Genomic DNA, 13,254 nt, shown 5'->3' with positions numbered 1-13,254 from the left:
GATGCACGACCGGCAGGCACCGACGAAGGCACAGATGCAGATGATGGCGGATGCCGCCTTTGCCGCCCTGCCCGCCCAATTCCGCGAGCAGATGGGTGATGTCGTGCTTCAGGTCGAGGATTTCGCCACATCCGAACAGCTGGCATCGGTCGAGCTGGACGATCCCTGGCATTTGTCGGGCCTCTACGAAGGCGCACCACTGCCCGACCAGTCGATATGGGAAAGCGGGCGCATGCCGCCGCGCATCTGGTTGTTTCGCCGGCCGCTGATCGCCGAATGGCGCGAAACGGGCGTGCGCATGGATCATCTCGTGCGCCATGTCGTGGTCCACGAGGCGGGACACCACTTCGGTTTCAGCGATGACGATATGCACTGGCTCGAGGACGAGGCCGATTAGCCGCAAAGCAAAAAGCCCGCCCCCCGGGTAAGGGGCGGGCTTTTGAAAGTGGCGCGCCCGGAAGGATTCGAACCTCCGGCCCCCAGATTCGTAGTCTGGTGCTCTATCCAGCTGAGCTACGGGCGCGCTTGGAGGGCGCCACATAGGCAGGTGCCCACAGCTTGGCAATCCCTAAATCACGCTTTTTCGAGCATGCGTGACGCGAGTTCGACATCGAGCGGAGGTTTGGCGAGTTGCGTGACTTCTTCGGGCGTGAGCCACGCCACTTCGCCGCCCTCCAGCGCCTGGGGCATGGGCCCGCTCCACAATGACTTGTAAAGCATTATGACAATCGGCCGAGGACTTTCGTCCGGGGATTCCTCGGCGAAGGCCACGGGGGTTAGCGTATCGATTTCGAGGGCGATTCCCAATTCCTCCTGGATCTCGCGAACCAGCGCATTCCTCGGGTTTTCTCCGCTTTCGACCTTGCCGCCGGGGAACTCCCATAGCCCGCCATGATGCTTGTGCGATGGGCGCCGATGCATCAGCCAACGGCCCTTTTCATCGAATAGCGCCGCCGCGACTACGCAGGTCCATGTCGGAAAATTTTCCAAAACTCTCTTCGCTCTCAACACTTCTTTAACCCGGTTTGCCGTAATCCCCCATTGTCCGCTTAGACAAGTGACGATTGGGGCAACGACAGATGGTCAAATTCCTGCGCAAACTGGGACATGACACACGCGGCGCCACGGCTGTCGAGTACGGGTTGATCCTCGCTCTGGTTTTTCTCGCCATGGTGGGTGCAATTCAGACGTTCGCCACGGTGACCACGGACATGTGGTCGGATGTCGCAACGGCTGTGGTCGGGAGTTCCGGCAGCTGAGGGGACCAAGGGGTGGCAGGGAGCGGTTAGGACTTTCTCAACCTATCCCATGCAAAATGTGAAGTTGCTCGCACCATTGTTTCGGAGCGAGCCGGGTACGAAGACTGAACCAGGAGACGAGACATGAAATTCTTCCGCAAGCTGCGCCGTGACGAAGAAGGCGCAACCGCCATCGAATACGGCCTCATCGCCGCGCTGATCGCCGTTGCTGCGATCACCGCGATGCAGAGCCTCGGCAACGAGCTGAGCACGACCTTCAACAAGGTCACCACCACGATGAGCGGCTGATAAGCCTCTAATCCAGATTAAATAGAAAGGGCGGCGGGTCGATCCCGCCGCCCTTTTCTTTTGCGCGATACGGCTGCGCGAGGCCTCAACTTCCCCTGACCACGATCTTCACTTTCTGGCCAGCTCGGACGCCTTCATTCGAAGTAAGGCCGTTGAGTACGCGGAATCGCTCGACCTGGTTGTCGCTATAGGCCATCCGGCGCGCCAGCGAATTGACCGTATCGCCGCTGCGAACCGTGACGACATCGATCACCCGCGGAATCACATTCGCCGCGGCCCGGGCATCGATCCGCCGCATCGATGCGAACATCTGATTGAAGATCGAGGCCCGTCCCGCCGGGGTGATCGCGAGGAAGTGATAGGCCCGGTCGTTGGAAAATTCATAGGCGAAAACGGTCACGTCGACCTGGCCATTGTTCGAATTGACCCGCGCGGTGCCATAGGCAGCTGGCAGCCCGTTGACCGTCGTCCTCTGAATCGTCTGCGGACGGATCTGCTGCTGGTTGCTGACGCCCGCGAAAACACTGGCCACATAGCTATCGAGATTGTTGTTGTAGGGGCCGAGCGTGAACTGCGCCTGTCCGCTTTGCCCGTTGATAGTGACCGCGCGCGTGCCGTTCATCATGTAGAAGCCCTGCGGTACGGTGAAGGCCAAGCGCAGATCCGGATGGATGAAATTGCGGCCTTCGACGACGCCCTGCGACGGATCGTCGCCATAGGTGAGGCCGTCGATGCGCGTCAGGAAGGTGTCGCGATTGGTTATCCCGCCGGTAACGCCCGTAGCCCGTGCTGTCGCGAGAGCGGTTTGCACGCGGCTGGCTGGATCGGGATGGGTGGAAGCCCATTCGGGAATGCGCGCATTGTCGCGGCCTTGCACCCGTGCATCGAGCGCGTTCTGCAAGGCAAGGCTCTGCAGCACCGTGGCCATCGCGCGCGGATCGTAGCCCGCGCTGTTGAGGTAGCGAATGCCGAGCTCGTCGGCCTCCAGTTCCTGGCTGCGCGAGAATTTCAGCGTGAGCAGCTGCGAGCCCTGCAGTGCCGCCTGGCCGAGCTGCTGGCCGAGACCACTATTGCCGAGGAGGATTCCCGACAGGATGGCCCCCGCAGCGCCCAGCAAGGTATTGCGTTGGGCGGCGGCCTGTCTGCGCTGCGAATGGCGTGCGGCGACATGGCCGACCTCGTGACCAAGCACGCCGGCCAGTTCCGCCTCGTTGTTCATCAAGGCGACCAGCTGGCGCGTGGTGTAAACATACCCTCCGGGTATCGCGAAAGCGTTGTTCACCGGACTGTTGAGCAGCGACACTGTGAAGGATTCGCGGGCATTGCCAAGGCCGGACTGGACCGCGATGTTCTTGCCGACTTGCTCGACATATTGCGCGTGACTACCAGTCATCGCGCCGCCGAATTCGGAGAGCAATTGTGGATGCGCTTCGGCGCCCATCTGCGCCTCGCTCTGCGTGATCGGCGCAGAAGCGCTGGGAATGTCGCCTCCGCCCATACAGCCCGAGAGGGCCAGCGAGAGTGCGGAAACGGATGCGGCGGCGGCAAGCTTGGTGCGCGACATAAGGGTTCTCCCCGAAAGATCCGGCGCGCGCGAGCCGGCGTCATGCGACCCGCACGGCTGTGTTCATTTACGCTAGGGAGAACCTGAGCAGGTACGGGTTTGTTCCCGGCTGCCGTGCGAAGGGCGTTACCCTGCCATTGCCAGAAAGCGCTCTTCGCGCAGGCGCTTGAGTTCGTGCGGCGCAAAGCGGGAAAGCTTGTCGAGTTCCTCCGCAATGGCCGTACCGAGCGTGCTCGCCGCAAGGCGCGGATCGCGATGCGCGCCACCGACGGGTTCGGCCACGATCCGGTCGATCACGCCAAGCTTTTCTAGGTCTTGTGCCGTAACTTTCATGGCCTCCGCGGCATCGGGTGCCTTCTCGGCCGTGCGCCACAGGATCGAAGCGCAGCCTTCGGGCGAAATCACCGAGTAGACCGCATGTTCCATCATCAGCACGCGTTCGGCGCTCGCCAGCGCGACAGCGCCGCCCGAACCACCCTCACCCACGATCGCGGCGACCATGGGTACCGGAAGCGCGAGGCAGGCCTCGGTCGAGCGCGCGATGGCTTCCGCCTGCCCACGTTCTTCGGCTTCGACTCCCGGGAAGGCTCCCGACGTATCCACCAGCGTCACCACCGGCAGGCCGAAGCGCCCGGCCAGTTCCATCAGGCGGATCGCCTTGCGATAGCCCTCGGGCTTGCCCATCCCGAAATTGTGGCGGATTCGGCTCGCGGTATCGTTGCCCTTTTCGTGCCCGATCAGCACGACCTTGCGCCCTTCCAGCTTGGCGAAACCGCCCAGGATCGCCTCATCGTCACCATAGCAGCGATCACCGCCGAGCGGCACGAATTCCTCGAACGCCTGTTGGACATAGTCGCGGAAATGCGGTCGCGAGGGATGCCTGGCAACCTGCGTTTTCTGCCACGGCGTGAGCGATTCGTACGTGCTCGCGAGGAGATTGGCGCTCTTTAGTTCGAGCCGCCGGAGTTCGTTCGAGATATCGACGTCGTCGCCTTCGGCCGCATTGCGCAGCTCGGCGATGCGCTGTTCGAGCTCGGCAACCGGCTTCTCGAATTCGAGATAGGAAATCATGCGCTCGCGCTAGTCCGAACTCCGCCCGCGCGCAAGCGGATGCCGTTCGTTGACCAGCCTTACCAACCGCTCCGCATCGACATGGGTGTAGATTTGCGTGGTCGAGATATCGGCATGGCCGAGCAGTGTCTGTAGCGCGCGAAGGTCCGCTCCGCCTTCGAGCAAGTGAGTGGCGAAGGCATGGCGCAACACATGCGGACTGATCTTTTCCGGCGGCAGATCGGCACGGACAGCCAGGCCCTTGAGCAGCTGGAACAGCCGCACGCGCGAAATATGGCCGGTGCGCGACGGGAACAGCCACGGGGAATCCCCCGGCCTCAGGGCCAACCAGCGCTGGAGAGCCTTGCCCGCCCGCTGGCTAACCGGCACCATTCGCGCCTGCCCCCCCTTGCCGGTCACGGTCAGGAAAGGGACGTCGCGCGGCACTGCCGAGACCGGGAGCGAGACGAGCTCGGTCGCGCGGAGGCCCGAGCCATAGAGCATTTCCAGCAACGTCAGTAGCCGCACGGCAGCCGGGGAATCGCCGCTGGCCTCGTCCTCGACCGTGGCGAACAACATCTCCACTTCGGCGTGCGAGAGGATTTTGGGCAGGGGGCGCCGCGTCGCCGGCCGCGGCAGCGCATGGGTCGGGTCATCCTCGCGCAGACCCTCGTCGACAAGAAAGCCGAAATACTGCCGGAGCGCCGAGATCTTGCGCGCCAGCGTCGATGGCGCAAGCGAGGACCACCCTTGGCCGAGCCTGGCCAGTTGCGCGGGACTGGCCACGTCGAGCTGGCCTCCGATCATCTCCTGAGCCTGCTCCAGATCTCGTCCGTAGGCGAGAATGGTATTGCGCGCAGCTCCTCGCTCGGCGGCGAGCATGGCGAGGAAATCGGCGATCGATGACCCCGGGGTGCTCACGTCAGGCGCGTGCGACCGCCTCCGCGGCGATCATTCGAGCTTCGGCTTCGAGCCCCACGCTGCGCAGGGCCGATACGATGTGGTAGAGGTGACGTGCGGTCATCTGTTCCCAGTCTGATCCCTGCATTCCGAGCCCTGCCAACATGGCGACCAGCGTCGGATTACCGGCCTCCGCCGCGCGCTCGATCATCCGCGTCCAGCGAGTCTGCGCAGACAGGGTGATGCCCAGCCGGTCGCTGTATTCCGCGATTTCCGCGCTCTCGACGCGCCCCAGGCCTGCCAGCCCGGCGAGCAACATGCGTGACTTGTGTTGCCCAGCAGAACCGTCGTCGTCGACGAATGCGTCGAGCTCGCCATCGGTGATCGTTTCCGTGCCATCGGGATCGGCCAGTGCGAGAAGACCCCACGCTAGGCTGCCGGCATCGACCTCGCCCGCCCAACGCAGCGCATCGCGGTCGAGTCCGGCAGTCAGCATGGAAGCGATCAGCCCGCCCGCATCGTCGGCAAAATCGCCACTGACCGGCATGCGCGCAGCGGCGTAGGCGGTGAGTACTTGGCGGCCATAGGAAAAGTCCCCGCCCCCCGACCAGATATCGCGAATTGCCGCGAGACGCTGCGCCGGATCAGAGCCCACATAGGCCTCGCGCAAGCGCGATGCCGTCAATGCCGGATCGCCCTCCGCCCCCTGTTCGGCAAAGATCTGGCTGTAAAGATCGACCATCGCCGCGGCCGACAATACCCCGCCCGCCCCCGCGATATCCGCGGCAGCGGCGCGCTGGACGGGTGCCAAGGCGGGCGTGATCGCCGCGTTGCGCAGCACCTCCGCTCCCGCCTCGTCGAGCAGGTCGTCGGGAATCGGCTCTCCGAGCGAATTGGCTAGCGCGAACCGCCACGGGGTGATCGCCCCCGTGCCGTCCCATTCGATGGTGACTGCCCGGCGACCGCGTCCGGCCGAACCGGCAAATCGCTGCGCCAGAAGGACATCGATGCGATCATCCTCGGTGCGGTTGAGCAGGCGACGCAAATCGTTCTGCGCGCGGGTCTCCTCGCCTGCGAAGGCGTTGCAGATTCCCGCCAGCATCTGCCATTCGGTGTCATCGCGCTCCGCGTCGACCAGGCGGACCGCCGGACAAGCGCCGACGATATCCGATGTGCCGATGTAAGCCGCAATCGCCGCATTCGCGAGCGCGGGCGAATAATTCGCCGTATCGACGTCTTGCACCAACGCACGCGCCACGACGTGCTCACCCATGGCATTGAGCACATCGGCGCGCAGGGTCGCGAATTCGACCGGGTCCATTCCTTGCGGCGCCGCCAGCCTGCTCGCGAGCGCGCGGCGCAGCAGGATGTGTCCCCAGCGCGAAACCATCGGTCGCGTGGTCCCCGCCAGCACTGCCCGGACCAGATCTGCGGGCTGGAGCGCCAGCGAGGCCGAAGGCAATCCGCCCTCCCCGTCCCCGAGAACCCCGACCCGCTCGGTCGATCGCCGCGCGGCGGGAGGAATGTCGTATTTGGGTTTCAGGCCGAGCAGCTCGTCGAGTTCATCGGTCGACATCGCCTCGAGCTCTTCGAGCGTCGGCAAATCGGACAAATCGAGGTCGGCGCTCGGCACGGATGGCTGCGTGGGGAGTGGTTGCACTATCTCGCCTGATTGCGTAGCCGTTGGTTGCGGTGCATTCGGTTGAGCAGCTTGTGTCGGCGTCGCAGCAGGCGCCCGTGTGGCTCGTGGCGTCGGAGTCGGAGCGGGTGCCGGGTCGTCGAATCCCGGAGGCAGCAGGTCGACCGGAGCGTCCTGCGCAAACACCACCGCCGAAGTGAGCGCGAGGGCCGCGCCGCCGACCAGCCAGGCCGATTTCATCGCACGTTCTCCGGCATTTCGACTGCCTGTTCGATCGGGTGCAGCGGCTCTTCACCACCATGGATCAGCGCCGCAACGATCAGCACCACGAAGAGCAAAGTCAGAATAGCTCCGATCCGTTTTCCGCTCATCGCCAAGTTTTTCGCGTCCCGCTTCAAGTGCTGATACCTTGCCCGCTCCCTAGCCCAGTTCTAGGCACGGCGGCAATGACCCATGCAATCGGCCTCACCCCGGCCCAGATCGGGAAAATCGCGGAGCGGATCGACCGTCCGGTGGTACTGGTCGGCCTGATGGGCGTCGGAAAATCGACCGTCGGCCGGAGGCTTGCGGCCATGCTGCAAACCGACTTCGTCGATGTCGACGACGAGATCGAGCGTGCTGCCGACCGCACGGTAAGCGAGATTTTCGATGCCCATGGCGAGGCCTATTTCCGCGATGGCGAACGCCGGGTGATCGCCCGGTTGATGGACGAGGCGCATGGAGTCATCGCCACCGGCGGCGGTGCCTTCGTCGATCCGGAGACGAGAGCCCTGATTGTCGAGCGCGCGATCGCGGTCTGGCTCGATTGCGACATCGATACGCTGGTGGAGCGGACTGCGCGCCGCGACAACCGTCCGCTTCTGCAACAGGGAAACCCGCGCGAAATCCTGACGGAACTGAAGGACAAGCGAGGCGCTGCCTATGCCGAGGCGCAAATCCACGTGGTCACCGACAATGGCCCGCATGCCCAGACCGCGCAGCGCATTCTGGAGGCGATCGACACATGGCTGTAATTCCCGTCGCATTGGCCGGCCGCAGCTACGAAGTGCGCGCCGGTTCCGGTCTGCTGGCCAATCTCGCCGGAGAAGCGAAGGACTACCTGCGCAAGGATCACGTCTGCATCGTGGCCGACGTCAATGCCCGGGACAATTGGGGTGAGGCTCTCGCCCGCTCGTTGCAATCGGCCGGTATCGAACCGCGCTGGTACGATGTGGCTCCCGGCGAAGGCTCGAAAAGCTGGGAAAGCTTGGCGCAGCTGACCGACTGGTTGCTCGCCCAGGGCGTGGAGCGCGGCGACCATGTGCTCGCGCTCGGCGGCGGGGTGGTCGGCGACCTCACCGGCTTCGCCTGCGCGATCCTCAAGCGCGGCTGCGGCTTCGTCCAGCTACCCACCACGCTGCTGGCACAGGTCGACAGTTCGGTCGGCGGCAAGACCGCTATCAACACCGCGGCGGGCAAAAACCTCATTGGCGCCTTCCACCAGCCTTCGCTGGTCCTGGCCGACCTCGACACGCTGTCCACGCTTCCGCAGCGCGAATTGCGCGCAGGATATGCCGAGGTGCTCAAATACGGCATACTCGGCGATAGCGACTTCTTCGCCTGGCTCGAGGAGCGCGGCCATTCGATACTCGCGCTCGACAAGGAGGCCTTGGAACAGGCAGTGGCGACCAGCGTCGCGGCAAAGGCGCGGATCGTGGCAGAGGACGAGCGCGAAACCAGCGGTACCCGCGCGCTGCTCAACCTCGGGCATACTTTCGGCCACGCATTGGAAGTCGAGACTGGCTTTTCCGACAGATTGCTCCACGGCGAAGCCGTCGCGCTCGGCATGGTGCTGGCCGCCCGCTATTCCGCGCGACTCGGACGAATACCGGAAGCGCAGGCGGAACGCATCACCAAGGCGATCGATCTTGCCGGCTTGCCCGCGGAGATTTCCGCTCTGGCACTCGATTGCGACGGGCGAACGCTTACTGCGCATATGCTCCACGACAAGAAGATGGACGCGGGCACACTGCCCTTCGTCCTGCTGCGGGGAATCGGCTCGGCCTATCTCGATCGCGAAGTCGATCTGTCCGATGTTGCCGCCTTCCTCGACGAGCAGCTGCAGGCGCACTAGTCTCGCGCAGATGACGCGTTTTATCGATCTTTCGATACCGATCACCAAAGAGGTGGTCTCCGATCCGGAAGTGATGCGGCCAAAAGTCACCTACATGACCCACGAAAGCACCTGGCAGCAGATTGCCATGTTCTTTCCCGGGTTGGAAAAGGAAGATCTGCCCGACGGCGAAGGCTGGGCGGTGGAGATGCTCGAGCTGTCGACGCATAACGGCACGCACATGGACGCGCCGTGGCACTACCATTCGACTACCGATAGCGGCGCCCGGCCCGCGCCCAGTATCGACGAGGCCCCGCTCGACCGCTTTTTCCGCCCTGGTGTCAAGCTCGATTTCAGCCATCTACCGCACGGGCATGTGGTAAGCGCGGCGGAAGTCGAAAAGGCCTTCGACATGATCGGTTATGATCTCCAGCCGCTCGACATCGTGCTGGTGCAATCAGGCGCGGTCTACGGGACCGAGAATTTCACCGATCAGGGTGTCGGCCTGGGCGCAGAAGCAACGCTGTGGCTGACCGAGCGTGGCGTCGAGGTCGTCGGCACCGATGCCTGGAGCTGGGACGCGCCCTTCAGCCACACGGCCAAGCGCTGGGCTGAGACGAAGGACCCTTCGATCATCTGGGAAGGGCACAAGGCCGGTCGCATCCGCCCCTATTACCAGATCGAAAAGCTGACCAATCTCGAAAGCCTACCCGACCACGACTTCACCTTCAGCTGTTTCCCAGTGAAGATCAAACGCGCAAGTGCGGGCTGGATTCGTGCAGTGGCGATAGTGGAAGGGTGATGGCCCGCGCGGCGGCGATTACTCCAGTTCCAGAATCACCGCGTCGACCGCCAGGCTCTCGCCCTCAGCGGCGTTGATCTTGGACACAGTTGCCTGCTTTTCGGCGCGCAGAATGTTTTCCATCTTCATCGCCTCTACCGTGGCGAGCGGCTGGCCCGGCTGGACTTCCTCGCCCTCTCCGACATGCAGCTTCACCAGCAGACCCGGCATCGGGCAGATCAGCATCTTGGAAAGATCGGGCGGCTCTTTCTCGATCATGTGCGAGGCGAGGTGCGCGATACGCGTTTGGAGAATGCGCAAGCTGTGCGTCGCCCCGCGCGTAGTGACGGCATAGCCGGTGCGCGTGGGTTCGAGCTGGAAGGTGTAGCTCTCGACGGGCGCAGCATCCTCTTCGGCGCCGTTCTCGAACAGTGCGACGTCGATCATCGGCTCGCCCGGCGTGTACTGCATCTCGATGGTGACCTGCTCGCCATCGACGGTCAGAGCATTTTCTTCGAGCCGGACTTCATGCGTGGTCGAGCCCTCCTCGCGCTCGCCGATTCGCACGGTCCAGTCGCCAGGCGCGTAGAGATCGTCGGAGAGCTGCCCTTCGATCCGCCGCGCGCGATCAGCGTCGGCAGTGGCGATCACACCGCCGACCGCGGCAAGCACCTTGGTCAGCTGCTCCGACGCAGGCGCGCCTTCGAAGCCCTCGGGATACTCCTCGGCAATGAAGCCGGTGGTCAGCTCGCCCGAGCGGAACCGCTCGTGCTGCATAATGGCGCTGAGGAAATCGACATTGTGCCCCAGCCCCTCGATGCGGAAGGCGTCGAGCGCCGCGATCTGAAGATCGGCGGCCTCATCACGGGTTTCGCCCCAGGTCACCAGCTTGGCGATCATCGGGTCGTAGAACATCGACACTTCGCCGCCTTCGAATACGCCGTCATCCACACGCACGCCGTCGACACCGCGGCGACCGTTTTCTTCGCCATCGTCGGCCCAGGGCTCGACCGGCGGCTGGTAGCGCACGAGGCGACCGGTCGAGGGCAGGAAGCCGCGATAGGGATCTTCGGCATAGACGCGGTTCTCGATCGCCCAACCGTCGATCTTCACGTCGTCCTGAGTGATCTTAAGTTTCTCACCTGCCGCCACACGAATCATCTGCTCGACGAGATCGACGCCGGTGATCGCCTCCGTCACCGGGTGCTCCACCTGCAGGCGGGTGTTCATTTCGAGAAAATAGAAACTCTCGCCGGTCTTGTCCGCGCCCGAGACGATCAGTTCGACCGTACCCGCGCTGTGATAGCCGACCGCCTTGGACAGCGCGACGCACTGCTCGCCCATGGCCTTGCGCATCTTGGGCGTGACAAAAGGCGACGGGGCTTCCTCGACCACCTTCTGGTGGCGGCGCTGGATCGAGCATTCGCGCTCGTTCAGATAGATCACGTTGCCGTGCGTGTCGCCGAGGATCTGGATCTCGATATGACGCGGGTCTTCGATGAATTTCTCGATGAAGACCCGGTCGTCGCCGAAAGAGTTGAGCCCCTCGCGCTTGGTCGCCTCGAAGCCTTCCTCGACGTCCTTGTCGTTCCAGGCGAGGCGCATGCCCTTGCCGCCGCCGCCCGCGCTGGCCTTCATCATCACCGGATAGCCGATCTCGTTGGAGACCTCGAGCGCTTCCTCGGTGGTGTCGATCGCATCTTCGGAACCCGGGACGGTGTTGACCCCGGCATCCTTGGCGATGCGCTTCGATTCGATCTTGTCGCCCATCGCGGCGATAGCCTTGGCCGGCGGGCCGATGAAGGCGATCCCCGCCTCGTCCAGCGCCTCGACGAAGCTCGCGCGCTCGGAAAGAAAGCCATAGCCAGGATGCACTGCCTCGGCGCCGGTCTGCTTGGCTGCGGCAATGATTTTGTCCGCGACGAGATAGCTTTCGGCTGCGGGCGCGGGGCCGATATGCACCGCCTCGTCGGCCATGCGCACGAAGGGCGCGCGGGCGTCGGCATCGGAATAGACCGCGACAGTCGCGATACCCATGCGCTTGGCCGTCTTGATGACCCGGCAGGCGATTTCGCCCCGGTTGGCGATCAGTATTTTCGTGAACATCTAGCCCCCAAGATCATCGTCACCCTGAACTTGTTTCAGGGTCCATCGAGCCTCTGCGATCGACGGTACTATCTGAAAAATGGATGCTGAAACAAGTTCGGCATGACGGGAATCGTGCGAGGTCACTCGGCCGGTTCCGTAACCTTGCAAGCCCGCATCGGCTCTTCCTGCGCCAGCGCGGTCAGGCCCAGCTTCGCGAAAAGCGCGGCGTCGCTGTCGTCGCCCGCATTAGGCGCGGTCAGCAGCTTGTCGCCGGTAAATATCGAATTCGCGCCCGCCATGAAGCACAGCGCCTGCGTTGCTTCCGACATGCTTTCGCGCCCGGCGGAGAGGCGCACCATGCTCATCGGCATAGTGATACGCGCCACCGCGACCGTGCGGACGAACTCGATATCGTCGATCTTGGCGAGCGGCGTGTCGGCCAGCATATCGCCCAGCACAGTGCCTTTGACCGGGACCAGCGCGTTGACCGGCACGCTTTCGGGATGTCGCTCCAGCGTGGCGAGCGTGTGGACGAAGCCTACCCTATCCTCGCGCGTCTCGCCCATGCCCACGATCCCGCCGCTGCACACGTTGATCCCCGCATCGCGCACGTTCTGCAGCGTATCGAGCCGGTCCTGGTAATTGCGGGTCGAAATCACGCGCTCGTAATATTCCGGCCCGGTATCGACATTGTGGTTGTAGTAATCGAGCCCCGCTTCCTTGAGCATATCCGCCTGTTTGGGCGTCAACATGCCCAGCGTCATGCAGGTCTCCAGACCCATGTCGCGCACGCCCTTCACGATCTCGACGATCGCGGGCATGTCGCGGTCCTTGGGATTGCGCCATGCGGCGCCCATGCAGAAGCGCTGCGAACCTGCATCCTTGGCCTGCGCCGCGCGCTGGAGGACCGATTGCACCTCCATCAGCTTGGTCGCCTCGACCCCGCTATCGGCCTTCACCGATTGCGAGCAATAGCCACAATCCTCGGGACACCCGCCAGTCTTGATCGACAGCAGCGTGCAGAGCTGGATCTGCTCGGGCGGATGGTGCTCGCGGTGGACCGAGGCTGCGCGGAACAGCAGCTCGGTGAAAGGGAGATCGAACAGGTCCGCGATCTGCTCGCGGGTCCAGTCGGTGCGGATTTGGGTCATGATTTGATCCGGTTCTACAATCGTCAGAAGAAAGCAAACCAGCAGATAGCGATGTATGCCAAGGCCATCACCACCGAACTGGAATACACGAGAATTGTTACCAGTGTTTCGCGCGATTTCGACGCGGTGTGGCCCGCGCCCGCGATGGGGAGAGCCTCGCTCGCCCCGAAAATGCCGGAAAGCGGGATACCCATAGTGAGAACATAGGATGAGCCGATGACGGCATAAACGAGAAGGCCGGACCACGCCTCGGAAATGTCAAGATATTCCCAGAACAATGCCAAAGCCACCAGCATAGCACCTGTCTGAACGGCGGTCAGATGCGCGGAAAGCCCCAACCGTGCATTGCGTATCTTGGCCAGCACGAAGCCGATGAGCAGCCCCAGCGTGAATAGCAGAATTCCTGCCTTCCCAAGCGTCAGTGCCATTTCGTTCATCTGAC

15 protein-coding genes and 1 tRNA gene are annotated in these 13,254 nt (G+C 63.4%); 6 read left to right on the top strand and 10 right to left on the bottom strand.

The genetic code is table 11. The features are described 5' to 3' along the window. Position 1 precedes the first annotated feature (1 nt). The gene (locus ACQY4G_RS11660) at positions 2-397 is read left to right on the top strand and encodes a metallopeptidase family protein (protein WP_421991089.1); all 396 of its coding nucleotides are present in this window, start codon (positions 2-4) and stop codon (positions 395-397) included. A gap of 49 nt (positions 398-446) precedes the next feature. Here ACQY4G_RS11660 and ACQY4G_RS11655 read toward each other — a convergent pair. Together ACQY4G_RS11655 and ACQY4G_RS11650 are read right to left on the bottom strand one after the other, a co-directional pair. Further along, positions 447-523 (bottom strand) — tRNA-Arg (locus ACQY4G_RS11655). 50 nt (positions 524-573) lie between these two features. Continuing rightward, on the bottom strand, positions 574-921 hold the full coding sequence (locus ACQY4G_RS11650; protein ID WP_421991087.1) for an NUDIX domain-containing protein: 348 nt from the start codon (positions 919-921) through the stop codon (positions 574-576). A 158-nt stretch (positions 922-1,079) separates the two neighbouring features. On the opposite strand from ACQY4G_RS11650, the gene ACQY4G_RS11645 reads away from it, so the two are divergent. Together ACQY4G_RS11645 and ACQY4G_RS11640 are read left to right on the top strand one after the other, a co-directional pair. After that, positions 1,080-1,259 carry a Flp family type IVb pilin gene (locus ACQY4G_RS11645; RefSeq protein WP_291181893.1) on the top strand — a complete coding sequence of 60 codons (180 nt, stop codon included), beginning with the start codon at positions 1,080-1,082 and terminating at the stop codon, positions 1,257-1,259. Positions 1,260-1,382: 123 nt separating this feature from the next. Beyond that, the gene (locus ACQY4G_RS11640) at positions 1,383-1,547 is read left to right on the top strand and encodes a Flp family type IVb pilin (protein ID WP_067688334.1); all 165 of its coding nucleotides are present in this window, start codon (positions 1,383-1,385) and stop codon (positions 1,545-1,547) included. Positions 1,548-1,632: 85 nt separating this feature from the next. On the opposite strand, the gene ACQY4G_RS11635 is transcribed toward ACQY4G_RS11640, so the two are convergent. The 5 genes from ACQY4G_RS11635 to ACQY4G_RS11615 form a co-directional block, all read right to left on the bottom strand. After that, the gene (locus tag ACQY4G_RS11635; protein ID WP_421991085.1) at positions 1,633-3,111 is read right to left on the bottom strand and encodes a M48 family metalloprotease; all 1,479 of its coding nucleotides are present in this window, start codon (positions 3,109-3,111) and stop codon (positions 1,633-1,635) included. 126 nt (positions 3,112-3,237) lie between these two features. Beyond that, positions 3,238-4,182: an acetyl-CoA carboxylase carboxyltransferase subunit alpha gene (locus tag ACQY4G_RS11630; RefSeq protein ID WP_421991083.1), complete on the bottom strand. Its 945-nt coding sequence runs from the start codon at positions 4,180-4,182 to the stop codon at positions 3,238-3,240. Positions 4,183-4,191: 9 nt separating this feature from the next. After that, positions 4,192-5,043, bottom strand: coding sequence for a tyrosine recombinase (locus ACQY4G_RS11625; protein ID WP_421993640.1), 852 nt, complete (start codon positions 5,041-5,043; stop codon positions 4,192-4,194). Positions 5,044-5,083: 40 nt separating this feature from the next. After that, positions 5,084-6,721 carry a hypothetical protein gene (locus ACQY4G_RS11620; protein WP_421991081.1) on the bottom strand — a complete coding sequence of 546 codons (1,638 nt, stop codon included), beginning with the start codon at positions 6,719-6,721 and terminating at the stop codon, positions 5,084-5,086. Positions 6,722-6,936: 215 nt separating this feature from the next. Then, on the bottom strand, positions 6,937-7,071 hold the full coding sequence (locus ACQY4G_RS11615) for a hypothetical protein (RefSeq protein WP_255356003.1): 135 nt from the start codon (positions 7,069-7,071) through the stop codon (positions 6,937-6,939). 75 nt (positions 7,072-7,146) lie between these two features. On the opposite strand from ACQY4G_RS11615, the gene ACQY4G_RS11610 reads away from it, so the two are divergent. From ACQY4G_RS11610 to ACQY4G_RS11600, 3 genes are read left to right on the top strand one after another with little or no spacing between them, the layout of a single operon-like run. Further along, positions 7,147-7,713 carry a shikimate kinase gene (locus ACQY4G_RS11610; RefSeq protein WP_421991079.1) on the top strand — a complete coding sequence of 189 codons (567 nt, stop codon included), beginning with the start codon at positions 7,147-7,149 and terminating at the stop codon, positions 7,711-7,713. After that, positions 7,704-8,813, top strand: a complete 1,110-nt coding sequence (gene aroB, locus ACQY4G_RS11605) for a 3-dehydroquinate synthase (protein WP_421991077.1) — start codon at positions 7,704-7,706, stop codon at positions 8,811-8,813. The genes ACQY4G_RS11610 and aroB overlap by 10 nt, the downstream gene beginning before the upstream one ends. A 10-nt stretch (positions 8,814-8,823) precedes the next feature. After that, entirely contained in the window at positions 8,824-9,594 is a 771-nt protein-coding gene (locus tag ACQY4G_RS11600) for a cyclase family protein (protein ID WP_421991075.1), read from the top strand. 18 nt (positions 9,595-9,612) lie between these two features. Here ACQY4G_RS11600 and ACQY4G_RS11595 read toward each other — a convergent pair whose 3' ends face one another. The 3 genes from ACQY4G_RS11595 to ACQY4G_RS11585 all read right to left on the bottom strand — a co-directional run bounded on the left by ACQY4G_RS11595 (position 9,613) and on the right by ACQY4G_RS11585 (position 13,249). Further along, positions 9,613-11,679 carry a biotin carboxylase N-terminal domain-containing protein gene (locus ACQY4G_RS11595; protein ID WP_421991073.1) on the bottom strand — a complete coding sequence of 689 codons (2,067 nt, stop codon included), beginning with the start codon at positions 11,677-11,679 and terminating at the stop codon, positions 9,613-9,615. Positions 11,680-11,801: 122 nt separating this feature from the next. Next, positions 11,802-12,812, bottom strand: coding sequence for a biotin synthase BioB (bioB, locus tag ACQY4G_RS11590; protein ID WP_421991071.1), 1,011 nt, complete (start codon positions 12,810-12,812; stop codon positions 11,802-11,804). A gap of 23 nt (positions 12,813-12,835) precedes the next feature. After that, positions 12,836-13,249: a hypothetical protein gene (locus tag ACQY4G_RS11585; protein WP_421991069.1), complete on the bottom strand. Its 414-nt coding sequence runs from the start codon at positions 13,247-13,249 to the stop codon at positions 12,836-12,838. Between the last annotated feature and the right edge of the window lie 5 nt (positions 13,250-13,254).

It is taken from the genome of Qipengyuania sp., from assembly GCF_965277845.1.
GTDB lineage: Bacteria > Pseudomonadota > Alphaproteobacteria > Sphingomonadales > Sphingomonadaceae > Qipengyuania.
Note: the sequence above shows the minus strand (reverse complement) of the source record. Positions and strands in the feature narration are given on the sequence as shown.

Excerpts from the sequence above, each read along its gene's own strand:
- ACQY4G_RS11585 (WP_421991069.1), bottom strand. The coding sequence starts at position 13,249 with ATGAACGAAATGGCACTGACGCTTGGGAAGGCAGGAATTCTGCTATTC.
- ACQY4G_RS11600 (WP_421991075.1), top strand. The coding sequence starts at position 8,824 with ATGACGCGTTTTATCGATCTTTCGATACCGATCACCAAAGAGGTGGTC.
- aroB (WP_421991077.1), top strand. The coding sequence starts at position 7,704 with ATGGCTGTAATTCCCGTCGCATTGGCCGGCCGCAGCTACGAAGTGCGC.
- ACQY4G_RS11640 (WP_067688334.1), top strand. The coding sequence starts at position 1,383 with ATGAAATTCTTCCGCAAGCTGCGCCGTGACGAAGAAGGCGCAACCGCC.
- ACQY4G_RS11625 (WP_421993640.1), bottom strand. The coding sequence starts at position 5,043 with ATGCTCGCCGCCGAGCGAGGAGCTGCGCGCAATACCATTCTCGCCTAC.
- ACQY4G_RS11645 (WP_291181893.1), top strand. The coding sequence starts at position 1,080 with ATGGTCAAATTCCTGCGCAAACTGGGACATGACACACGCGGCGCCACG.
- bioB (WP_421991071.1), bottom strand. The coding sequence starts at position 12,812 with ATGACCCAAATCCGCACCGACTGGACCCGCGAGCAGATCGCGGACCTG.
- ACQY4G_RS11630 (WP_421991083.1), bottom strand. The coding sequence starts at position 4,182 with ATGATTTCCTATCTCGAATTCGAGAAGCCGGTTGCCGAGCTCGAACAG.
- ACQY4G_RS11650 (WP_421991087.1), bottom strand. The coding sequence starts at position 921 with ATGCATCGGCGCCCATCGCACAAGCATCATGGCGGGCTATGGGAGTTC.
- ACQY4G_RS11610 (WP_421991079.1), top strand. The coding sequence starts at position 7,147 with ATGACCCATGCAATCGGCCTCACCCCGGCCCAGATCGGGAAAATCGCG.
- ACQY4G_RS11635 (WP_421991085.1), bottom strand. The coding sequence starts at position 3,111 with ATGTCGCGCACCAAGCTTGCCGCCGCCGCATCCGTTTCCGCACTCTCG.
- ACQY4G_RS11615 (WP_255356003.1), bottom strand. The coding sequence starts at position 7,071 with ATGAGCGGAAAACGGATCGGAGCTATTCTGACTTTGCTCTTCGTGGTG.
- ACQY4G_RS11660 (WP_421991089.1), top strand. The coding sequence starts at position 2 with ATGCACGACCGGCAGGCACCGACGAAGGCACAGATGCAGATGATGGCG.
- ACQY4G_RS11595 (WP_421991073.1), bottom strand. The coding sequence starts at position 11,679 with ATGTTCACGAAAATACTGATCGCCAACCGGGGCGAAATCGCCTGCCGG.